22 protein-coding genes and 1 other RNA gene are annotated in these 20,229 nt (G+C 68.6%); 10 read left to right on the plus strand and 13 right to left on the minus strand.

Going from position 1 to position 20,229, the window contains the following annotated elements:
• Positions 1–92: 92 nt before the first annotated feature.
• Positions 93–683 carry an ATP-dependent Clp endopeptidase proteolytic subunit ClpP gene (clpP, locus tag KUG43_RS10500; RefSeq protein ID WP_216908779.1) on the minus strand — a complete coding sequence of 197 codons (591 nt, stop codon included), beginning with the start codon at positions 681–683 and terminating at the stop codon, positions 93–95.
• Between the two features lie 95 nt (positions 684–778).
• Here clpP and psb29 point away from each other — a divergent pair, with 95 nt between their 5' ends.
• A complete protein-coding gene (gene psb29, locus KUG43_RS10505) occupies positions 779–1,474 on the plus strand; it encodes a photosystem II biogenesis protein Psp29 (protein ID WP_216908781.1) in 696 nt (231 codons plus the stop codon).
• On the opposite strand, the gene KUG43_RS10510 is transcribed toward psb29, so the two are convergent.
• From KUG43_RS10510 to petN, 3 genes are all read right to left on the minus strand, one after another.
• Entirely contained in the window at positions 1,437–2,840 is a 1,404-nt protein-coding gene (locus KUG43_RS10510) for a hypothetical protein (protein ID WP_216908783.1), read from the minus strand. The genes psb29 and KUG43_RS10510 overlap by 38 nt on opposite strands.
• 95 nt (positions 2,841–2,935) lie before the next feature.
• The gene (locus tag KUG43_RS10515; protein ID WP_216909112.1) at positions 2,936–3,103 is read right to left on the minus strand and encodes a hypothetical protein; all 168 of its coding nucleotides are present in this window, start codon (positions 3,101–3,103) and stop codon (positions 2,936–2,938) included.
• A complete protein-coding gene (petN, locus tag KUG43_RS10520; RefSeq protein WP_015108283.1) occupies positions 3,081–3,182 on the minus strand; it encodes a cytochrome b6-f complex subunit PetN in 102 nt (33 codons plus the stop codon). Before petN ends, KUG43_RS10515 begins: the two co-directional genes overlap by 23 nt.
• 63 nt (positions 3,183–3,245) lie before the next feature.
• Here petN and clpS point away from each other — a divergent pair, with 63 nt between their 5' ends.
• A complete protein-coding gene (gene clpS, locus KUG43_RS10525; protein ID WP_216908785.1) occupies positions 3,246–3,539 on the plus strand; it encodes an ATP-dependent Clp protease adapter ClpS in 294 nt (97 codons plus the stop codon).
• A gap of 9 nt (positions 3,540–3,548) precedes the next feature.
• The gene (locus KUG43_RS10530) at positions 3,549–3,824 is read left to right on the plus strand and encodes a DUF2103 domain-containing protein (protein ID WP_216908787.1); all 276 of its coding nucleotides are present in this window, start codon (positions 3,549–3,551) and stop codon (positions 3,822–3,824) included.
• On the opposite strand, the gene KUG43_RS10535 is transcribed toward KUG43_RS10530, so the two are convergent.
• Positions 3,769–4,218, minus strand: a complete 450-nt coding sequence (locus KUG43_RS10535) for a hypothetical protein (RefSeq protein ID WP_216908789.1) — start codon at positions 4,216–4,218, stop codon at positions 3,769–3,771. The genes KUG43_RS10530 and KUG43_RS10535 overlap by 56 nt on opposite strands.
• A gap of 74 nt (positions 4,219–4,292) precedes the next feature.
• Here KUG43_RS10535 and KUG43_RS10540 point away from each other — a divergent pair, with 74 nt between their 5' ends.
• On the plus strand, positions 4,293–4,940 hold the full coding sequence (locus tag KUG43_RS10540) for an NAD(P)H-dependent oxidoreductase (RefSeq protein ID WP_216908791.1): 648 nt from the start codon (positions 4,293–4,295) through the stop codon (positions 4,938–4,940).
• A 27-nt stretch (positions 4,941–4,967) separates the two neighbouring features.
• Here KUG43_RS10540 and ssrS read toward each other — a convergent pair.
• The 3 genes from ssrS to KUG43_RS10555 form a co-directional block, all read right to left on the minus strand.
• Positions 4,968–5,150, minus strand: a non-coding RNA gene (gene ssrS / locus KUG43_RS10545) — 6S RNA.
• A gap of 6 nt (positions 5,151–5,156) precedes the next feature.
• Positions 5,157–6,434 (minus strand): 5-(carboxyamino)imidazole ribonucleotide synthase, encoded by a 1,278-nt coding sequence (locus tag KUG43_RS10550; protein WP_353618001.1) that lies wholly within the window; start codon positions 6,432–6,434, stop codon positions 5,157–5,159.
• A 75-nt stretch (positions 6,435–6,509) separates the two neighbouring features.
• Positions 6,510–7,406 carry a carbohydrate ABC transporter permease gene (locus KUG43_RS10555; RefSeq protein WP_216908792.1) on the minus strand — a complete coding sequence of 299 codons (897 nt, stop codon included), beginning with the start codon at positions 7,404–7,406 and terminating at the stop codon, positions 6,510–6,512.
• Between the two features lie 82 nt (positions 7,407–7,488).
• Between KUG43_RS10555 and recQ the strand changes: the two genes are divergently transcribed.
• The 3 genes from recQ to KUG43_RS10570 all read left to right on the plus strand — a co-directional run bounded on the left by recQ (position 7,489) and on the right by KUG43_RS10570 (position 11,641).
• Positions 7,489–9,318, plus strand: coding sequence for a DNA helicase RecQ (recQ, locus tag KUG43_RS10560; RefSeq protein WP_216908793.1), 1,830 nt, complete (start codon positions 7,489–7,491; stop codon positions 9,316–9,318).
• 27 nt (positions 9,319–9,345) lie between these two features.
• Positions 9,346–10,488: a 3-dehydroquinate synthase gene (aroB, locus tag KUG43_RS10565; protein ID WP_216908794.1), complete on the plus strand. Its 1,143-nt coding sequence runs from the start codon at positions 9,346–9,348 to the stop codon at positions 10,486–10,488.
• Between the two features lie 64 nt (positions 10,489–10,552).
• On the plus strand, positions 10,553–11,641 hold the full coding sequence (locus KUG43_RS10570; protein ID WP_216908795.1) for a DUF4912 domain-containing protein: 1,089 nt from the start codon (positions 10,553–10,555) through the stop codon (positions 11,639–11,641).
• A gap of 67 nt (positions 11,642–11,708) precedes the next feature.
• On the opposite strand, the gene KUG43_RS10575 is transcribed toward KUG43_RS10570, so the two are convergent.
• Positions 11,709–12,899: a class I SAM-dependent methyltransferase gene (locus tag KUG43_RS10575; protein ID WP_353618002.1), complete on the minus strand. Its 1,191-nt coding sequence runs from the start codon at positions 12,897–12,899 to the stop codon at positions 11,709–11,711.
• 50 nt (positions 12,900–12,949) lie between these two features.
• On the opposite strand from KUG43_RS10575, the gene KUG43_RS10580 reads away from it, so the two are divergent.
• A complete protein-coding gene (locus tag KUG43_RS10580; protein WP_286194624.1) occupies positions 12,950–13,834 on the plus strand; it encodes a TPM domain-containing protein in 885 nt (294 codons plus the stop codon).
• A gap of 28 nt (positions 13,835–13,862) precedes the next feature.
• Here KUG43_RS10580 and KUG43_RS10585 read toward each other — a convergent pair whose 3' ends face one another.
• From KUG43_RS10585 to KUG43_RS10595, 3 genes are all read right to left on the minus strand, one after another.
• Positions 13,863–14,609 (minus strand): glycoside hydrolase family 24 protein, encoded by a 747-nt coding sequence (locus tag KUG43_RS10585; RefSeq protein WP_216908796.1) that lies wholly within the window; start codon positions 14,607–14,609, stop codon positions 13,863–13,865.
• A 301-nt stretch (positions 14,610–14,910) separates the two neighbouring features.
• Complete coding sequence (locus KUG43_RS10590) at positions 14,911–16,011, minus strand: hypothetical protein (RefSeq protein WP_216908797.1); 1,101 nt, start codon at positions 16,009–16,011, stop codon at positions 14,911–14,913.
• Entirely contained in the window at positions 16,005–16,883 is an 879-nt protein-coding gene (locus tag KUG43_RS10595) for a TIGR04168 family protein (protein WP_216909073.1), read from the minus strand. Before KUG43_RS10595 ends, KUG43_RS10590 begins: the two co-directional genes overlap by 7 nt.
• A gap of 161 nt (positions 16,884–17,044) precedes the next feature.
• Between KUG43_RS10595 and nadA the strand changes: the two genes are divergently transcribed.
• Positions 17,045–17,959 (plus strand): quinolinate synthase NadA, encoded by a 915-nt coding sequence (gene nadA / locus KUG43_RS10600; RefSeq protein WP_286194667.1) that lies wholly within the window; start codon positions 17,045–17,047, stop codon positions 17,957–17,959.
• Between the two features lie 15 nt (positions 17,960–17,974).
• Here the strand turns inward: nadA and KUG43_RS10605 are convergent, their stop codons facing one another.
• Entirely contained in the window at positions 17,975–19,060 is a 1,086-nt protein-coding gene (locus KUG43_RS10605; protein ID WP_216908801.1) for a class I fructose-bisphosphate aldolase, read from the minus strand.
• Between the two features lie 118 nt (positions 19,061–19,178).
• Here KUG43_RS10605 and KUG43_RS10610 point away from each other — a divergent pair, with 118 nt between their 5' ends.
• Positions 19,179–20,228, plus strand: a complete 1,050-nt coding sequence (locus tag KUG43_RS10610) for a ligase-associated DNA damage response exonuclease (RefSeq protein WP_216908802.1) — start codon at positions 19,179–19,181, stop codon at positions 20,226–20,228.
• Position 20,229 lies beyond the last annotated feature (1 nt).

The following is a 20,229-nucleotide window of genomic DNA, read 5'->3' on the forward strand; positions in this document are numbered from 1 at the left end:
CTCATGGAAAAGGCCTGCATCTGCAGGCCTTTTTTGTGGTTGATTGCGTTGTTGAGATCAACGCGGTCAACAACATTGATCATTTATCAGCGTCAGACCGGACGGATGGGACGCTTTTCGATCACCTTATCGATCAAGCCGTAGGCCATCGCTTCGGCCGGGGACATGAAGAAATCCCGGTCGGTGTCGATCTGGATCTGCTCGAGGTCACGGCCGGTGCGGCTGGCCAGCTCCCGGTTGAGCTTGTCCTTGAGGTAGAGGATCTCGTCCGCCTGGATGCGGATGTCGCTGGCCTGGCCGCGGGCCCCACCGAGGGGCTGGTGGATCATGATCCGCGAGTGGGTCAAACTGCTGCGCTTGCCTTTGGCTCCGGCGCAGAGCAGGAAGGCTCCCATGCTGGCGGCGAGGCCCACGCAGACGGTCTGAACATCGGGTTTGATGTGCTGCATGGTGTCGAAGATCCCAAGGCCGTCGTAGACCGAACCACCCGGAGAATTGACATACAGGAAGATATCCTTTTCGGGATCCTCCGCCTCCAGAAACAGCAGCTGCGCCACCACGCGGTTGGCGGATTCGGCCGTCACCGGTTCCCCGAGGAAAATGATCCTCTCCCGCAGCAGGCGGGAATAGATGTCGAAGGCTCTTTCACCGCGACCCGACTCCTCGATGACGATCGGGATCATGGGCTCCAGACAGACGATTGAAACGATCCTACCCAGCCGCGGAACGGGTCGAGTGCCTGCAGCGCTATGGTCGCAGCAACGAAGAATCCAACCGCGTGAGCGCTGCTCTCACCGTCGCTGACAGCAAGCGTGCCTTCCATGGCGCCTTCCCCCATGTCATCGGTCCCCTCTACCGGCGCATGGTTGACGAATTGCTGGTGGAGCTCCACCTGCTGAGCCGCCAGAAGGGCTTCCAGAGTGACCCCCTGTTCGCCGTTGGGCTTGTTCAGGTGTTCGACGGCTTCGCCCGCGGTTATCGGCCCGAGGACCAGAAGGGACCCCTGTTTGAGGCCCTGTGCGCTTCCTCCGGCTACGACGGCCCCGATCTGCGCCGCCAGTGCGATGAGGCCCTTGCGGCCATGGGGCGCCACAGCCAGCAGGAGGTGCGCCAGTGGATCGAAGCCCAGGGGGAAGGGGCACCAGCACCGGTAGCCACAGCCCTGGCCAGCATCCGCCGGTCGGATTTCCACTACTCACGCCTGATGGCCGTGGGGTTGCTCACTTTGCTGGAGCAGGCCCTCGCCGACGACGCCATGGAGCCCCAGGCCCTGCGCCAGCTCGCCCACGACATCGGTGCCTCGATCGGCCTGTTGCGCGACCGGCTCGACAAGGACCTCTCGCTCTACGCCAGCAACCTCGAGAAGATGTCCATGGCCGTCGAGCTGATGGAGGAAACCGTGGCCGCCGAGCGCCGCCGGCGCGAACGGCAGGAGATCACGGGATCACCCGAAGGCGTCCCCTCAGCCAGCTGACCCCACCTGGGCCCGGGGCAGCCTCCATCGCCAACTGGTCGGCGCGACGCACCAGTTCCGGCAGCGGTTCGGGCAGCAGGCCCAGCTGATCCAGGCCCTGGGGGCGGACCCGCAACCACAGCGAACCGGAGCCGGGTGCCTGTTCTCCGGTGGTGGCCATGGTCTGCCAGCGGGACGGAACCGGTCCGAGAAATAGCAGCAGCTGGGGCCTGGGCCCGTTGTCCCCGATCCAGCGCCAGCCACCGAGCACCACGCCATCCTCCCGCCGCCAGGTGGCCGTCCGGTCCTGGGACGCTGATCCAGTAACGGGCACCTCCTCCAGGGCCTGGGCCTGCAGGGAACGGGCCAGACCGAGCAACAGCTGTCGCCAGGCCTGACGGTCGGTGCCAACTGCCACCTGGAGCTCAAGCGACGCCTGGAAGGGGCCGCTGGCCTGGGGCTGGAGCCGCAGACGGAACGGGGATCGCCGCAGCAACGCCAGGCCCTTGGTGTCGATGCCGTAGCGCGCCGCCAGGGGATCCCGGATCAGCTGACGGGACAGCAACCCACGAAACAACTGTTCCAGGGAGGATCCCTGAAGTTCCAGCAGCAGGTCGGGTGGCAGGGGCGGCAGGGTGGAGGCCGCGCCGTCGGGGGCCCGGACGGATTCGGCCCGACCTGCCGCCGCGGCACGGTCGGTGGCTTCACCCCGCCAGTGCAGCTCGGAGGACTCCAGCGACAGGGACAGGCAACCCTCCTGGTACGCCTCCAGCAGTGGGGCCAGGGGGCCCACCAGCGCCCCGAGGCCGGAGGCGTTCCAGAACACCCCCTGACCGCTCTCCAGCCGGGGCAGACAGGCGCTGTAAAGGCCTCGCCCGGCCCGCTGATCGGGCCGCAACTGATCCTGGAGCAGGCGCCGCGAGAGGGCATCCGGTGCTACCACAAGCAGGTTCCCCACCCGCAGGCCATGGGCGGGCAGGGGGCGCTGGGAGCCGGCACCGGCATTGTCCTGGACGGCCAGGTAAGCCCCGCCGTCGGCATGGGGCCCCCAGAACTGCCACCAGGTGCGGCGTTGCTCCCGCCACAGCCGGTTGGCCGGCGTGTCCCCGAAGCGCTCGCGCCAGAGGGCTGGGACGGGCCGCTCCGGACTGGCGGCAAAACTCTGCAGCAGGCTGCTGGCCGCCATCAGCTGCTCCAGACCCTGGGCCCTGGGCCTGGGCCAGCGCCACAGGGTCAGGCTCGGCAGCAGCAACAGCAACAGCAGCGTGGCCGTGGTGGCTGGCAGTGGGGGCAGCGGCAGCGGGGGCAGCGGCAGCCGTGGCAGCGGCAGCCGGGGCAGGGCCGGCGCCGCCAGAGAACGTCGCAGACGATCGAACGGACGACTCATGCAAACGCCGACAGGGTTCGGCCTAGGTGGGTGATGCCCTGCTCTGCTTGAGCCACGGAGCGAAAAGCCAGCGACACCAGGCTCAGTGAAAGGGCTCAGGAGCGGGGGCGGCCCTCGGTGGAGCGACGGCGGCGCCGGTCACGCCATTCGACCGTGGACAGGTAAATGACGCCGATGCTCACGAAGAGGAGCAGAGCGGAGGCCAGACCCGCCAGCAGGGTGGTGGTGGGGAAGGCCAGATCAGAAACCGATGCTGTTGTCACCGTTGCGGCCCCACACCACCATGGCGATCGAGAAGGTGAAGATGGCCGCCAGGGCGGACCAACCAAGGGTGATCAACATCGAGCCCGAATCAGGGGTGAGCGCATGTTACCTACGCTGGTGACCGGCAGCCGCTGAAGGCCCATGGTCGTCGCTCCAACGAGAAGTCCCGCCCAGGCAGGGCAGCGCCTCCAGCAGCGCTACCCCCAGGTGAACGTCATCGTCCTCGACGATGACGTCAACACGTTTCAGCATGTGGTGGAAGCCCTGGTGCGACACCTGCCCGGCATGCAGCCCGATCAGGCCTGGAGCCTGGCCCACCGGATCGATGGGGAAGGTTCGGCGGTGGTCTGGAGTGGTCCGCTGGAGCAGGGGGAGCTGTACCACCAGCTGCTCAGCGCCGAAGGGCTGACCATGGCACCGCTGGGCCAGGGCTGAGGAACGGCGATGGCTCGGCTGGTGATCACCCACAGCACCTACGTGGAGGGTCTGATCCCGCTGCTGCGGCGTCTGGCCACCCTGCCGGACATCGACACGATCACTCCGGCGGTGATCTCACGGGTGAAGGGCCGCAGTATCGGCTTGCGGCTGCGGGTCTCGAGCCCGATCACCGGAGGACACAAGCTGCTGGCCCGCAGGGGCAGCACGGCTCAGGAGGTCTTTGTGGTCACGCGCCTGAACCGGGATCAGCTGCAGGAGGCCTTGGATCGGCTGACGAACTGAGCAGGCTGGTGGGGGCGACCCGCTCGTAGACAGCCGGGGTGCGGAAGCGGCCATAGGCCCCGCTCTGGCGGAACCAGCTTGCCCCTTCCACCTCCTGCAGATCGTGGGGCCGCAGCCCCCAGCGACGCTCCAGGTAGGCGGCCGCAGCGTCCGTATCGAAGCTGGGTTGGCCCCAGGCCACAACGGCCAGGGCCAGGGCCCGGATCCTCACAGCACCGGCGGGACTCTCCTGGATGTCCTCCTCCAGCAGAAAGGTGCGGAAGTCACCCTGGCTCTCCTCTTCCAGGGGGTACTTCTGCAGATAAAGAGCCCTGGCACGGGGGAAGATGGGGCCCGGGGCGCGGGCCAGGAGGCGCTCGAACGACGACTGGAAGTTCGGAAGCTCGCTGATCACGGCGGCGGATGGACGTTGCACCAGCATGCCTGCCTGGTGAGCCCGCCATGATGCGGATCCCCAGCCACGTTCCCATGGCCTTCACCCCTGAGGACCTCGCCGGAGCCCTGCGCTGGCGCTACGCCACCAAGAGTTTCCAGGCCGGAGCCAGGATTCCATCAGCCACCTGGTCGGCCCTTGAAGACACCCTGGTGCAGAGCCCTTCCAGCTACGGGCTGCAGCCCTGGAAGTTTCTGGTGATCGAGGACCCAACCCTGCGCGCGACCCTGAAACCCCACTCCTGGGACCAGACCCAGATCACGGACTGCTCCCACCTGGTGGTCTTTCTGGTCCGCCGGACGATCGAGGAGGCCGATCTGGATCGGCTGATCCAGGCCACGGCCGACGCCAGGGGGCTGGACCCCGAGCAGCTGGCCCCGTATCGGGCGATGATGGCCAAGGATCTGATCCATGGCCCCCGCAGCGCGGTGATCGATCGCTGGGCGAGCAACCAGGTGTACATCGCCCTCGGCACCTTTCTGACGGCGGCGGCGCTGCTGTCCGTGGACACCTGCCCGATCGAAGGCTTTTCCCCGGCCGATTACGACAGGATTCTCAAGCTGGAAACCAGCCCCTACCGAAGTTGTGTTGTCTGTGCGGCGGGCTACCGCGATCCCGAGGACCGCTATGCAGCCCTCGCGAAGGTGCGTTACTCAGCAGAGGATCTGATCGAGACGCTCTGATCAAAACCCGTTGATCAAAGCAGAAAGGGGTGGACCGCCGTGCCGTCTTGCCCCAGTGTTCGACCTGGATGAACCAGGTGGGGAGTCAGGGGCGGGGCTTCGTTTCCGGCCGTGAAGCCGGTATACGTTGCCGTCGCTGAAGACTCCCCGCGTCGAAAGGGAGTCAGATCAGAAAACTGTGAAAGGCAGTCACCAACACAGCAGTCCGAACCCATCCTAAGTGGGTTGGTCCGGCAGCGGCCAGATGGCCCGCACCTCCGCCAGCCGGCGCTGTTTCTCCAGCTCACGCTCGGTGTCGTTGCGGCCCTCGAGCAGCAGGGTGAGGTGGCCCAGCTTGCGGCCGGCCCCGCCGCCTTGCTTGCCGTACCAGTGCAGGTGGGCGCCGGGAAGCGCCTCAAGGGCGCGGCGCCGTTCCAGCTGGTCGGCATCGCCTCCCTCCGGCGCCAGCAGGTTGACCATCAGGGCACCGGGCACCACGGCGTCGGTGCTGCCCATCGGCAGCCCGGCGACGATGCGCACCTGCTGGGAGAACTGGCTGGTGCGGCAGGCCTCGATCGTCAGGTGGCCGGAGTTGTGGGTGCGGGGGGCCAGCTCGTTGACCTGCAGGCCCGAGGGCCCGTAGAAGAACTCGATCGACAGCACGCCCACGTAGTCGAGGGCGGTGAGCAGGGAAGCGGCCACGTTGCGGGCGAACACCTCGACCCGGTGATCCACCGGCGCAGGGAAGAGCACCCAGTCGCAGACACGGCGGTGCTGGTGCGTCTGCACCAAGGGATAGCAAGCCACCGTGCCGTGCTGGTCGCGACAGGCCACCAGCGCCAGCTCCTGCTCGAAGCGCACCAGCTCCTCGAGGATCCAGTCGTCGGGGACGACCCTGGCGAGCAGCGCCTCCAGTGCGGCCAGGTCGGCCACGGGCACCGTGCCCCGGCCGTCGTAGCCCCCGCGGCTGGCCTTGGCCATCATCGGGAAGTCAAAACCCTGGGGCAGGCGGGGAGCGGCTGGCGAGGGGAGGGAACGGGGCAGTGTCGGCGGCATCAAGGCCTGCCCCCCATCCGCTGGGGTGGAGGAGGGCTGGAACACATCGGCCAGGGGGAACCAACGGGGGGACGGCAGGTGCAGCTCGGCCAGAAGGCGCCGCTGGCCCGCCTTGTTCACCAGGGGCTGGAGGGCGTCAAGGCCTGGCAGGAACTGGAGGCCAGGCCCCTCAAGCGCCCGTAGGGCCTCCAGGGGAATCCACTCGTTTTCGAAGCTGATGGCGTGGCAACGGCTGGCCAGCTCCCGGGTGGCGGCCACGTCATCGACGGGGGCCAGGACCACACTGGCCGCCTCGCGGGTGGCCGGATCGTCGGCGCCGGGGGTCTGCACATGCAGGGCGACGCCAAGGTCCCGGGCGGCATGGGCCAGCATCCAGGCCAGCTGGCCGCCCCCCACGATGCCGATGGCATCGATCGCAGCGGGTTCTGTCTGGGGATCGGTGTCAGGGATGGTCTGCACCCTGCAAGGTCATTCGAACCGTGGTCCAGCCTGCCACTAGGGCGTCAACGCCCAACCTCAGAGCCGGGAGGATCCTCACTGCAGGGGGTTCTCGGCGGCGAAGGCGTAGCGGAGCAGGCTGAGCAGCAGCACGATCAGGAACAGAGCAAGCCCCACGGTGCAGGCGTAGCTGATCTCCAGCTCCGAAAAAGCCTGGTCGTAGACGTAGTAGACGATCGTGCGGGTGCTGTCGGCCGGCCCCCCCTGGGTCATCAGGTACACCTCCTCGAACACCTTGGTGGCCCCGATGGCTGAAATCACCGCCACCAGGGTGATGTAGGGCCTGAGCAGGGGCAGGGTGATGTCCAGGTGGCGGCGCCAGCCCTCGCTGCCATCCAGGGCCGCCGCCTCGTAGAGATCGGCGGAGATGCCCTGCAGGCCGGCCACGAAGATGACCATGTAGTAGCCGAGGCCCTTCCACAGGGTGACCAACATCACGGAAGGCAGGGCCAGGCCCGTGGAGGTGAGAAAACCGATCGGCATGAAGCGATCGCCCAGCAGGGCGCCGAGCCAGCCATTGACCAGACCGTTTTCCGCATAGAGCCAGCGGAAGGCGATCGCCGCCACCACCAGGGACACCAGCACCGGGGTATAGAAGGCGCCGCGGAACCAGTGGATGCCCGGCAGCTGGCGGTTGACCAGCACCGCCAGGCCGAGGGCCCCGAGGACGATCGGTGGCACCACCCCCACCAGATAGAGAAAGGTGGTGCCGGTCACCCGCAGCAGCATCGGATCGGCCAGCAGCCGGCGGAAGTTGGCCAGGCCCACGAAGGTGAGCGGCTCGCTCACATCCAGCCCCGTGCGGGTGAAGCTGATCACCAGGGCCATGGCCGCTGGAATCAGCACCGACACCGCCAGCAGCAGCAGGGCGGGGGCCAGAAACGCCCAGGCAGAGCGGCCGGGTGCCGGCGCAGATGGGGTGGGTGTGGCCATCGGTGCATCCTGCCGGACGTGGGGCGTTGCACAATCGGCAGCCAGGCTGGAAGCCACCGATGCCGTTCGATCCGCCATCACGATGACGGCGAACCCGAAACAGGTGCTGCGGGACGTCTTCGGCTACGACGCCTTCCGCGGCCCCCAGGAATCCATCGTTGCGCATGTCTGCGCAGGGGGCTCGGCCCTGGTGCTGATGCCCACCGGTGGCGGCAAGTCGCTCTGCTATCAGATCCCGGCGCTCTGCCGGCCGGGGACGGCGGTGGTGGTATCGCCGCTGATCGCCTTGATGCAGGACCAGGTGGGCGCGCTGCGACAGGCGGGCGTGCGGGCGGCCGCCCTGCATTCAGCCGAAAGCGCCGATGCGGTAGCGGCCACCTGGCGGCAGCTCCAGGGCGGCCAGCTTGATCTGCTCTACGTGTCGCCGGAGCGGTTGCTGAACGGTGATCTGATCGAGCGGCTCGCCGATCTGCCCCTGGCCCTGTTCGCCATCGATGAGGCCCACTGCGTCTCCCAGTGGGGCCACGATTTCCGGCCCGAGTATCTGCAGCTGGCGGTGCTCGCCGAGCGCTTCTCCGCCATTCCCCGCATCGCCCTGACGGCCACCGCCGATCCCCGCACCCGGGCCGAGATCGTGGCGCGCCTGGGCCTGGAGCAGGCCGCGGTGTTCCTGGCCAGCTTCGATCGGCCCAACATCCGCTACGTGCTGAGGGACAAAAGCGAACCCCGGCGCCAGCTGCTTGCGTTCCTCGACACCCAGCGGGGCCATTCCGGCATTGTCTATGCCCGCTCCCGCAAGCGGGTCGAGGAGTTCGCCACCGCCCTGAAGGCCGCTGGCCACGACGCCCTGCCGTACCACGCCGGACTCGCCGCGGAGACCCGCAGCGCCGCCCTGGAGCGCTTCCGCCTTGGCAGCGGCGTGGTCGTGGTGGCCACCATCGCCTTCGGCATGGGCATCGACAAGCCGGACGTGCGCTTCGTGGCCCATGTGGACCTGCCCAAGAGCCTGGAGGCCTATTACCAGGAGACGGGCCGGGCGGGCCGGGATGGCCTGTCTGCCGTCGCCTGGATGCTGCACGGCTCCAGTGACGTGCCGCCGCTGCGTCGCTTCATCGACGACTCCGACGCCGATCCGGCCCAGAAGCGGATCGAGCACGGCCGCCTCGACGCCCTGATCGGCTTTGCCGAAGCCTCCAGCTGCCGCCGCCGCATCCTGCTGAGCTACCTGGGCGAAGCGGACAGCAGCGACTGTGGCAACTGTGACGTCTGCCTGGAGCCGAACCAGGGAGCGGACGTGACCGAGCCGGCCCGCAAGGCCCTCTCCGCCGTTTATCGCACCGGAGGACGTTTCGGCGCCGCCCACCTGGTGGACGTGCTGCTGGGGGGCGAGACAGCCCGGATCCGCAGCCTCGGCCATGACCAGCTGGGGGTGCATGGGATCGGCAAGGAACTGGATCGGGGCCAGTGGCGCAGCCTGTTCCGCCAGCTCTCCGCCAGGGGCTACCTGGTGGCCGCCGCCGATGGCCATGGGGGCCTGCAGTTCGGTGACGACGCGCTGGTGCGGCCCCTGCTGCGCGGCGAGACCCGCCTGGAGATCCGACTGCCGCCGGCGGCGAAGCAGCGTCGCGGTGCGGCGGTCGGGGCAGGGGCAGGGGGCGGGCCGCCTGCCCCTGCGGACAACGCCGATCCGGGACTGCTGGCGGCCTTGAAGGCCTGGCGGCTGGAGCAGGCCCGCCAGCAGGGTCTGCCGCCCTATGTGGTCTTCCATGACCGCACCCTGATCGCCATCGCCGAACGCCGGCCCACCGTCCTCGAGGACCTGGCCGGCATCACCGGCATCGGCACAGCCAAGCTCGCCAGTTATGGCGAGGCGGTGCTGGCCGTGGTCGGGAGCCAGACCGCACCGGCCTAGCCTCAGCCCACCCTTGAAACCCCGTCCGTGCCGCAGGACCACCGCACCATCACGGTGTCCCTGAGCGCCGATCCCTATCCGATCCTGATCGGTGAGGGCCTGCTCGGCCGCCTGGGTTCCTTCCTGGTCGAGCGCGGCTTCCAGAGCGGCACCCGGGTGCTGGTGGTGACCAACCCGGAGGTGCAGGGGTTCCATGGTGCTGAAGCGCTGACGGGCCTTGAGTCCAGCGGGTTCGTGGTGCGGACCCTGGTGCTGGAGGCCGGCGAAGAACGCAAGACCCCCGCCACGGTGGCGGCGATCCACGACGCCGCCTTCGCCCACCGCCTGGAACGGAGCTCCCTGATCGTCGCCCTGGGGGGCGGTGTGGTGGGCGACATGGCCGGATTTGCCGCCGCCACCTGGCTGCGGGGCATCGCTGTGGTGCAGGTGCCCACCACCCTGCTGGCGATGGTGGATGCCGCCATCGGCGGCAAGACGGGGGTGAACCACCCGGGGGGGAAGAACCTGATCGGCGCCTTCCACCAACCGAAGCTGGTGCTGATCGACCCGCAGGTGCTGGTCACCTTGCCGGAGCGGGAGTTCCGCGCCGGCATGGCCGAGGTGATCAAGTACGCCGTCATCGGCGATGAGCAGCTCTTCAACGACCTGGAGCAGGCAGCCGAGCGGGATCCCCAGGGCGGCCTGGCCAGCCGCGAAGCCATCGGGCCCGAGCTGCTGCAACGCCTGCTCGAGCGCTCCGCCGCCGCCAAGGCCCGGGTGGTGGCCGCCGACGAACGGGAAGGGGGCCTGCGGGCGATCCTCAACTACGGCCACACCCTCGGCCATGCGGTGGAAAACCTCAGTGGCTACGGCACCTGGCTGCACGGGGAAGCGGTGGGCCTGGGCATGGTCGCCGCCGGTGACATCGCCGTGGCGATGGGTCTGTGGGGCCAGGCGGATCAGGACAGGCAGCGCCGGCTGGTGGCGGCCGCTGGGCTGCCGATGGGCTGGCCGGCCCTCGATCCGGAAGCGGTGCTGACCTCCCTGCAGGCGGACAAGAAGGTGCGTCAGGGGAAGGTGCGCTTCGTGCTGCCCACCGGTGTGGGATCGGTCGCGATCCGCGACGACGTCGATCCCGCCACGATCAGAGCCGCCCTGGCGGTCGCCGCTTCGAACGTGGTTGTTCGCTGACAGGGAAGGCGCGGGCCCCCTGGATCGGAGACCATCACCGGAAGGTTTTTATTCCTCACGGCCCATGAGCAGTCGTCCCAGCCGGTTCACCACCTTTCTGAGCCAGCCCCTGCGACGACTCGGCGCCCTGGCCAGGACCATCGGGCTCGGCGGCCGGGACGAGTCGGCCGGGCCGGAGTCATCACCCGCTCCGGATCCTTCCCCTGAGGCAGTGTCCCCACTCCCCGCCAGCCCTGCCGTGGCGGCCCCGAGCGGGGGCGGCGGAGAGGCTTCCTGGGTGGCCTTTCTGCCCCGTGATCCCCAGTGGTCCCAGGTGCGCTGGTCGATCAACCCGGCCGACAGGAGCCGGGCCCAGGCCGATGGCGCCACCCAGCTTTGCCTGCGTGTCGCCGACGTGACCGGACTCGACGGCGGTTCCACCCATCCCCACACCCTCCAGGAAGTGGTGGTCGAAAGCCAGGCCACCGAGTGGTACCTGCCAGTGCCCCTGTCCGGTCGCGACTACAGGGTGGAGCTCGGCTTCCGTAAGGGAGGCAGCGGCGGCTGGATTTCCATGGCGTTTTCCGCCACGGCCCACGTCCCCGTTCTGGACAGCCCGGCCATCAGCGTGCCCGACCCCTTCGTGGCCTTCTCCATGCCTCCGGCGGTTGACGGCACGCCCGCTCCTGCGCCGACCGGGGAGATCATCAACGACCTGCACGAGCGGCTTTACCAGAGCGCCACCAGCCCTTGGCGCCCCCTCGGAAGGGGGTCGGAGGCGTTTCATGAGATCGATTCCGCTTCCGGTCTGTATGGCGGCGGCGACTTCTCGGCTTCCGGTGCGGGCCCCTGGGCCTCCGGCCGCAGCGGCTCCGGCATCGGCGGTGTGGCCGCTCGCCAGCGCTCCTTCTGGCTGGTCGCCGATGCCGAACTGATTGTGTACGGCGCCACTGATCCCTCGGCCCGACTGACCATCGGCGGGGAGGAGATTCCCCTGTCGTCTGATGGCACCTTCCGGCTCCAGGTGCCCTTCCGGGATGGCCAGCAGCTCTATCCGATCGAGGCCCTGGCCGCCGACGGGGAGCAGAAGCGCAGCATCACCATGGAGTTCCGTCGCACCACCCCCCACGCCAAAGTGAACCCCAAGGCGGACGCCCAGTCGGAGTGGTTCTGAGCCGCCTGCATGGCACTGACGCAGTTACTTGGCCCTTGATAGGGGGATTGAACGGCAAGGCCGCCGATCAGACGCTCGGCTGGCGCAGAAACAGGGGTGCTGGCTCAGGCCTCGGAGCCTGACCCGACACCGGTGACCCCCAGCGGAAGGCCAACCAGCGGAAGTCACCGAGCCCGGCGGGATCCACCAGCCGCAACAGACACTCCCGCCGTTGCAACAGCTCCGCCAGCCGAGACCCCGGCTCGTGCTGAAGCGCATGCAGACGGCTGGCCAAGCCCAGCGCCAGCAGGGCCTCCCCCTGGCGGCAGCCGCCGAGGGGCCGCCAGCCTGCGGCCAGGGCCGCCGTCTCCAGGCTTTCGAGGCAGAGATGGGCCGTCAGGTCCCACAGACCAGGCTCCAGCAACGGGTTGTCACTGGCCTGCTGGCGCCGGTAGGCCATCAACGTGCCGCTGGAGCGGTGGGGAGCGTAATAGCGGCGTGCTTCGTGGGCATAATCGATCACCAGCAACCATCCCTCGCTCAGCGCTTTGCCGCAGGCGGCCAGCCAGGGCTCCAGCCCGGGATGGAGCTCCGTGCTCCAGCCCTGAGGGCGGCTTCCATCGAGGGGGAGAAGGCCGAGGGATTCCAACTGCTCAAGCACAGGCCCTTCCAGGGGCTCGGCGGCCTCCAGGCTCAGGCTGTCCCCCCGCAGAACGACCCGCTGGCGGCACCAGTGATCGTCCTGGCGCTCGATCCGCTCGATGGCGAGGGCGTCAAGCACTTCATGGGCCAGCACCACACCCCGCAGGGGAGCGCTTGCCAAGGCATCGAAATCGATCCAGCGCACCGCCAGCGGACAGGCACGGAGCCGCTGGCGCTGCCGCTGGGCCATGCCGGCATTCGGCTCCACCAGCACCAGTTCGGTGCGCCCGGCCAGTTCGGGCCAGCCGGCGTGGAGCGCCTCGGCCAATTGCTGGGCCAGGTGTCCCTCACCCGGTCCGGTCTCCACCAGGGCCAAGGGGGCCTCCGCCGGCAACAGGGCCAACCACTGGGCCACCTGGGGGGCGAGCAGCTGGGCGAAGTCAGCCCCGAGCGAGGGGGCGGTGGCGAAGTCCCCTCGGGGGCCGATGGTCAGGCGGCCGCTGCCATAGGCGCCGACCTCCGGATCATGCAGGACCCAGTCCATGTAGGCGTGGAACGGCACCGAACCGCCCGCCGCCCGCAGCCGCTGGCCGAGCCATTCGGGTACCGGCGTGGGGCTTCGAAGGGGGGTCTGCACGCGGCGTCAGGGTGACTCAGTGAGAATGCTGAACGATGGGAGCACGAGCGATGGCGACAGGCACACCGGCAGCGGCGGGAACGCCACGGGATCACCGGGGACGCAGCTGGCGCGGTGGACTCGGACCGCGGCTGGCGGCAGGCCTGGCCACCCTCACCCTGGTGCTGGTGACCTGGCTGCTGCCGGGTCTGGGAGCTGCGGCCTACGCCGCTGACAACCCCCAGCTGTTGCCCGATCACCCAACCCCGGTGATCGACCTGGCCAAGGCCCTCACGGACGGTGAACGTGGCGAACTGGAGGCCGAACTGGAGAGCTTCGAAGCCTCCAGCGGCTGGAAGCTCAGGGTGCTGACCCAGTACGAGCGCACCCCAGGCCTGGCGGTCAAGGGCTTCTGGGACCTGGACGAGCGCAGCCTGCTGCTGGTTGCCGATCCCAGGGGCGGCAACTTGCTGAACTTCAACGTGGGCGAAGCCCTGTTCGCCCTGATGCCTCGCACCTTCTGGGTGGAACTCCAGACCCGTTACGGCAACCAGTTCTACGTCCGTGACCACGGCGAGGACGGCTCGATCCTGTCGGCCATCCATGCCGTCAAGGGGTGCCTGGCCATCGGTGGTTGCCAGGTGGTGCCGGGCTTACCCCAGGAACAGTGGATTCTCACGCTCTGCACGTCGATCCTCGGGGGCCTGATCGTGGGGTTCGCCGCCTTCCCGCGTCAGGAGGGGCGCCGGGTCGAATGGACCTGGGTGTTGCTGCTCTCTCCCCTCTGGGTGATCCTGTTCGTGGCCCTGGGCATGGGGCCGATCATCACCCGCACCAACGACGTGCTGCCATTGCTGCGCAACGTGCTGGGGTTCCTTGGAGCTTCAGTGGTGGCCTACCTGATCGCCCAGAAAACCCTGGGCGGCGTACGCCTGCAGGGCAAGGGCGAAGGCTGAACGCCCCGAACCGGTTCGGGAATCCTGCTCAGGGTGCGGTGGAAGGGCCTCCCACCCGCTCCAGCTGGCAGGAGAGGCTGGAATCGTTACAGGCCGGAGGCAGCTGACGAATGGCGACGTCTTCCCAGACAGCGGCCGCTTCGTTACGCAGCTGGGCCAGGTTCTGCTCGTAGAAGCGGCGCAGGTCGTTGAGGCGCTTGACGGGTTGCCCATAGAAGCTGCGACCGGCCAGGGTTGGGAAGGAGGCCCACTCAGGGGCCAGACGGGCCGCCAGGTCGGGGCTCAGCTCACCCCGGTCGGCCAGGTGCAGGGCGCCGCGGCGCTGCACCAGAAACAGGGCGGCCTGGTCCTGGGACTCGGGGCCGAAGTCAGGGATGCCCATGGCGCGGGTGACCATGTCCCAGGTGAAGGGCATGAACTGGTAGGCACCTGCCGCCGCACTGGCGTAACGGGCGGTGCGCATCACCCGGTTGGGATGACGGTCGAGGGAATCGAACAGGCTGCCGCCGAAGAGGATGCGGTAACCAACCTCCTGGCCGTTGGCCCAGGTCCCTTCGGCGTAGCGGATGGTGTTGAGCAGGGCCCGGCGTTCCGGGGTGATGGCGAAGACCCGGGGCGCGGCCGGCAGTGGCGTCATCATCGCGACCCTGGCGGGGGCCACACGGGCCTCAGGGCCCAGCTGCCAGGCGAGAGAGGCCTCAGCGGCAGTGGCTGGGCCAGCAAGGCTCAGGCCAGCAAAGGCGAGGACAAGGTGACGGCGCTGAAGGTTCGGCAAGAGAAACGGTCGTAAAGGACAAGTGGGGGAAAAATCCGTTAGATGGAGAACGGAATTAATCCGACGGAATGTGCTTGATGTGACCAGGTCTTCTGGGGAACGGCATCAGGAAGAACCAGCGATCCCGTGGCGAGGAATAGTGATTCCATGCACCAGGACTTGGCGGTAATTTGCCGATGAATGTGCCGAAACGATTTGATGTACGTGACGGTCAAACAACTGTCCACTGGTATCAAGAATGACGCTTTGCATTCGAGTTACAGCCAGGCACTGAAGTTCTTCGACGTCGATGAACAGATGATCAAATCCTGAAGCCAGACCCCATAGGCAGTGCTGATCGTCCATCCAGCAGCGAAACGATCGCCCGGGCGGCGGTCGAAGCCCCATCGAGCGGCAGGGGGCCGTGCCGGGGGGGCTGCAGGGGCTGATCCAGCTGCCAATCGCCCAGGCGGAAGGCCTCCTGGCTCAGCAGCCGGTGCCAGCCGTGGTTGCGCAGGTCCTCCTCCAGCACGGGCGCTTCGGCGAATCCGCTCCGGTGCACCAGGTGGATGCCCACCCCCTGGCTGAAGGCCTCACAGAAGCTGCTGTAGCCGGGTTTGGTGATCAGCCGTCCCGCCAGGGGCATCAGGTCGAGGGGCCGTATCCCCGCCGGCAGACAACGGCCGTTGGGCACCGTGGCCAGCAGCGGCTCCGGCCCGATGAACACGTGCTCAGGCCAGCGGGCCAGCAGGGCCGGGTCGATGGCCATGCCGAGGCCCCCGAAGCTCACCAGCACCACCCGCTGCCGATCAGGCGGCAGGTGCAGCTCGCGGGCAAGCCACTCCAAATCAAGCCGGGGCCTGGAGCTCGTCAGGCCCAACATCACCTCCGGCAGACCCCAATCCATCGGCAGGGAGAGGGGGCAACGGAGCAGCAGATCCCCCTGGGCGTAGAGCTGCCGATGGTGTTCGACGAAGGGCTGGAAGGGGGGGCCCATGGGGGCGTGGATCGTGTCCCAGCCGAAGCTGGCCAGCCACACCAGGGGCACCTGCAGGCGTTTCGCCAGCAGGGCCGCCGCCGGGGGCACATCCCCGAGCACCAGGATTGGCTGGTGCTGGGCCTCCAGCCAACGGGCCTCGCGCTCGACCAGGTCGGGCAGATCCAGCTCCAGGTCATGGAGCGCCGCCAGGGTGGCGGCGGCGTCAGCCCCCAGGGCATCCGCCTGGATCACCCCCACGTCCCAGCGACAGAGGCGGTGCTCGAAGGGAACCTCGCCCATGGAAAGCTGCAGGAACGCTTCGGGCAGTGCGGTGGAGAGCACCAGACGCCAGTCGGGCTTCAGGGCAGCCAGTTCACAGAGCACCGACGCCGTGCGGGAACCGTGGCCGAAGCCATGGCTGCTGATGCAGGCGTGAATCAGCAAGGACTCAGCACGCCTGCCGCTGGCAGGGAGGCCGTCCACAGGGTCTGCTCGTAGTGGAGGGCGCCATCGATGCCATACCAGCGGTGACTGATATGGCGCAGGTCACCGTTGTCGTCAAACACGACCCAACTGAAGTGGCGCAGGGCCCGCCCCTGCTGATCCACCCCGTGACGGGGCACGGAGGCGGTGTTGAGGAAAGCTGTGCCCTGGGCGTCGCGGCGGAAGCTGAGCCTCTCCCCCTGGTGGTGGCACAGGGCGTGGTGCATGTGGCCGAAGATCACCAGCGGCAGGGGTCGGCGGCGGCGAATCTGGTCCACCGCCAGGGCCAGATCCTGATCGCCCCAGTCGCAGGCGGGGGCCTTCCAGTCGCGGGCGCAGAGGTCGTCCACCTGGCTGCCCAGGCCACTGGGGCCGGAATGGGCCAGCAGCACCAGCGGCAGCTGGGGATCGGCCGATAGGGCCGCCCGGGTGATGCGTTCGGCGGACTCCTGCAGGCCCACCGGCCCATAGACGGCTCTGACAGCCTTCGAGAGGTGGTAGCCGCCACCGGCGGTCCCGGGACGGGCCCCCACCACGGCCAGGCCCGGGGGACGCAGCTCCCTGAGGCCCCAGCCGCAATGGAGATCACCCAGAAGCTCCATCTGGTGCCGCAGGGTGCGACCGCTGCCGTCCTTGCCCGCATCGTGGTTGCCGAGCACGCAGGCCACCGGCAGCTCGAGGGTGGCGAGCCGTTCGGGGATGCGACTTTTGCCGTCGCTGAAATCTCCCACCAGCAGCAGGGCATCCGGACGGATCCGATCCAGCACCTCGTGGTCGCTGCGGTCCCACTGATCGTGCAGATCCCCGGCGATGGCGATGTTCAGCTCAGCCAATACCAACCGCTTCCTAGAGTGGGATCATCGTGCATGAGAAGGGGCATCGGTTGGTCTTCACGCAGACGCTGACCCAGGCACCGCTCCACCATGACCCCCAACAGGGCGATGTTGCTGCTGCGACCGCCGCAGGAACCAGGCCGTTTCCTCCTCGCCACGAACTGGCTGCCGCCATCGAGGCGTTGAAAAAGGACCGCAACGCCATCATCCTGGCCCACTACTACCAGGACGACGCCATCCAGGACTGCGCCGATTTCATCGGTGATTCCCTTGAGCTCTCCCGCAGGGCGGCCAGCACCGAAGCCGATGTGATCGTCTTCTGCGGCGTTCACTTCATGGCCGAGACCGCCAAGATCCTCAACCCGGGCAAGACCGTGCTGCTGCCCGACCTTGAGGCCGGTTGCAGCCTGGCCGATGCCTGTCCGGCCGAGGCCTTTGCCGACTTCCGCCGCCGCCACCCGGACCACATCGTGGTGAGCTACATCAATTGTTCGGCGGCGGTGAAGGCCCAGAGCGACCTGATCTGCACCAGCAGCAACGCCGTGCACCTGGTGCGGCAGCTGCCGGCCGACCGGCCGATCCTGTTCGCCCCCGACCAGAACCTGGGCCGCTGGGTCGCCCGCGAGAGCGGCCGGGAGCTGACCCTCTGGCCGGGAAGCTGCATCGTCCACGAGACCTTCAGCGAGCAGGCCCTGCTGCAGCTCCGCCTCGAACACCCCGAAGCCGAGGTGATCGCCCATCCGGAGTGTCAGCAGCATCTGCTGGATCTGGCCGACTTCATCGGCTCCACCAGCAAGCTCCTGCAGCGCACCGAAACCAGTGCCGCCCCCTCCTTCATCGTGCTCACCGAGCCGGGCATCCTGCATCAGATGCGCCGCCGCTCCCCCGGTAAGACCCTCTATGAAGTCCCGGGAGCGGACGGCTGCAGCTGCAACGCCTGTCCCTACATGCGCCTGAACACGCTGGAGAAGCTGTGGCAGTGCCTGCACACCATGGCGCCGGCCCTCGAACTTGATGAGCAGATCCGCCAGCGGGCCCTGGTGCCGATCGAGCGCATGCTGGCGATGAGTGCCTGAGGCACGGCCCCTGGCTCAATAGCTGTAATTGGCCACGAACAGGGAGGCGGCGTCATCGGAGGGTTCGGAGCCGGCCACGTAGGTCCCGCGAGCCGCCGCGCCGTTGGCCCGGGCCCGGGCCAGCAGAGCCGCCTGACCCGCCGCCGTGTCACTCCCCTGCCAGTGGCTCAGGCACGAGTGCTGCAGCGCGCGGCCGTAGGAGAAACCCAGGTGCCAGGGAGCGTCGGGGGCCGCATGGTGAATCGCCGAAAGGAACACGCTGGCCTCCTCCTCGCCCAGGCCGCCTGAGAGGAACAGGATCGCCGGCACGGCGGGGGGAACACTGCGCCGCAGGGTGCGTACGGTGAAGGCGGCCACCTGCTCGGGATTGGGGCGCTCGGAGCTGTCGGCGCCGGGCAGGGTCATCGAAGGCTTGAGCAGGGTGCCCTCCAGGAACACCCCGTTCTGGCCCAGGGCCTCGTAGACGCTGCGCAGCACCCACTCCTGCACCGCCGCGGTGGTGAGGATGTCGTGGTCACCGTCCATCAGGATCTCCGGCTCCACGATCGGCACCAGCCCCTCCTCCTGGGCCGTGCGGGCGTAGCGGGCCAGGCCCCAGGCGTTCTCGCGCACGCACAGCTCCGAGGGGCAGCCATCGGCGCTGATGCGCAGCACCGCGCGCCATTTGGCAAAGCGGGCGCCACGGGCGTAGGCCCGGGCTGCCCGTTCCCGCAGCCCTCGCAACCCGGTGCACCAGGTCTCGCCGGGCAGGCCGCCCGCCAGGGGCTCGACGCCCAGATCCAGTTTGATCCCCGCCACCAGCCCCTGGGCCTGGAACAGCTCGAGGATCGATCCACCCGGCTGGCCCGGCAGGTCGGCGGCCTGCTGAAACAGGGTTTCCTCGTAGAGGATCACGCCGCTGATCGTCTCGCCGAGGCCGGGGGCGGTGGCCAGCAGGGTGCGGTAAGCGCGGCGGTTGTCCTCGCTGTTGGCCAGACCGATCGCTTCGAAGCGTTTGCCAATCGTGCCGGTGGATTCATCGGCCGCCAGCAGACCGGTGCCCGGCCTCGCCAGGGCCAGGGCGGTGGCCTCCAGGTCCTCGCGATGGGTGTCGAGTGCCATGGGGCCGCAGAACATCACTGACCCATGGCTAGGGGGCTGCGCCCTCGCCGTCAACGGGGCAGGTTCGCCAGGATGCCGGCACCCACCGCCATCGGAGCCATCCGGGCCTGCGCGCACCATGGTCCTGCCGGCCGACGGCCTGATCCAACTCACACCCGAGGGGCTCTACTGTCCGGCCGCTGAAGCCTGGATCGACCCCTGGCGGCCGGTCAGCCGCGCCCTGATCACCCACGGCCACGCCGACCACGCCCGGCCGGGCTGCAGCGAATACTGGGCGGTGCGGGCGGGCGAGGGCGTGCTGCGGCAGCGTCTGGGGGCCGGCATCACCCTGACCGGGGTGGACTACGGAGAGGTGCGGCGCCTCGGCGGGGCCATGGTGTCGTTCCATTCAGCCGGGCACGTCCTGGGCTCGGCCCAGATCCGGATCAGCGCCGGCGGAGAGAGCTGGCTGATCAGTGGCGATTACAAGCGGGATGAAGACCCCAGCTGCGCCCCGTTCGAACCGGTGGCCGCCGACGTGCTGATCACCGAGGCCACGTTCGGGCTGCCGATCTACCGCTGGCGCCCCGGCCGGCAAGTGGCGGCCGAGATCCTGGCCTGGTGGCGCGAGGCCCCCCAGCAACCCTCGCTGCTGTTCGCCTATGCCTTCGGCAAAGCCCAGCGGCTGCTGGCGGAACTGGCCGCCCTGGGGGTGGAGGAGGAGGTGCTGCTGCACGGGGCGGTGCAGGCCCTGATGGCGCCTTACCGGAGCGCTGGGGTGGTGCTGCCCCCGACACGGCCGCTGAGTGAGCTCCCCCGCGGCGAATCGCTGGCGGGGCGCCTGGTGATCGCTCCGCCATCGGCCCATCGCTCCCCCTGGATGAAGCGGTTCAAGGCTCCCCAGACCGCCTTCGTCAGCGGCTGGATGGCGGTGCGGGGGGCCAGGCGGCGGCGTGGGTTCGAGCGGGGTTTCGCCCTCAGCGATCACGCCGACTGGGACGGCCTGCTGCGCACCGTGCGGGACACCGGTGCCGGCCAGGTGTACGTGACCCACGGCAACAGCGACGGGCTGGCCCGTTTTCTGCGGGAGGAGCGAGGCCTGGCGGCGGAACCGCTGGGGCGGGCGTTTGAAGGCCTGGAGAGCGAAGAGGGTGAGATGGAAGGTGCGGCAGCGGCATCGGTGCCCTGAG

It is taken from the genome of Synechococcus sp. CCY 0621 (genome assembly GCF_019038465.1).
In the GTDB taxonomy this organism is placed as follows: Bacteria; Cyanobacteriota; Cyanobacteriia; order PCC-6307; family Cyanobiaceae; genus Cyanobium.

Coding starts and splice junctions, on each gene's coding strand:
- clpP (WP_216908779.1), bottom strand. CDS start 683: ATGATCCCGATCGTCATCGAGGAGTCGGGTCGCGGTGAAAGAGCCTTC.
- KUG43_RS10510 (WP_216908783.1), bottom strand. CDS start 2,840: ATGAGTCGTCCGTTCGATCGTCTGCGACGTTCTCTGGCGGCGCCGGCC.
- petN (WP_015108283.1), bottom strand. CDS start 3,182: ATGTTGATCACCCTTGGTTGGTCCGCCCTGGCGGCCATCTTCACCTTC.
- clpS (WP_216908785.1), top strand. CDS start 3,246: ATGGTCGTCGCTCCAACGAGAAGTCCCGCCCAGGCAGGGCAGCGCCTC.
- KUG43_RS10530 (WP_216908787.1), top strand. CDS start 3,549: ATGGCTCGGCTGGTGATCACCCACAGCACCTACGTGGAGGGTCTGATC.
- KUG43_RS10540 (WP_216908791.1), top strand. CDS start 4,293: ATGGCCTTCACCCCTGAGGACCTCGCCGGAGCCCTGCGCTGGCGCTAC.
- KUG43_RS10555 (WP_216908792.1), bottom strand. CDS start 7,406: ATGGCCACACCCACCCCATCTGCGCCGGCACCCGGCCGCTCTGCCTGG.
- recQ (WP_216908793.1), top strand. CDS start 7,489: ATGACGGCGAACCCGAAACAGGTGCTGCGGGACGTCTTCGGCTACGAC.
- KUG43_RS10570 (WP_216908795.1), top strand. CDS start 10,553: ATGAGCAGTCGTCCCAGCCGGTTCACCACCTTTCTGAGCCAGCCCCTG.
- KUG43_RS10580 (WP_286194624.1), top strand. CDS start 12,950: ATGGCGACAGGCACACCGGCAGCGGCGGGAACGCCACGGGATCACCGG.
- KUG43_RS10605 (WP_216908801.1), bottom strand. CDS start 19,060: ATGGCACTCGACACCCATCGCGAGGACCTGGAGGCCACCGCCCTGGCC.
- KUG43_RS10610 (WP_216908802.1), top strand. CDS start 19,179: ATGGTCCTGCCGGCCGACGGCCTGATCCAACTCACACCCGAGGGGCTC.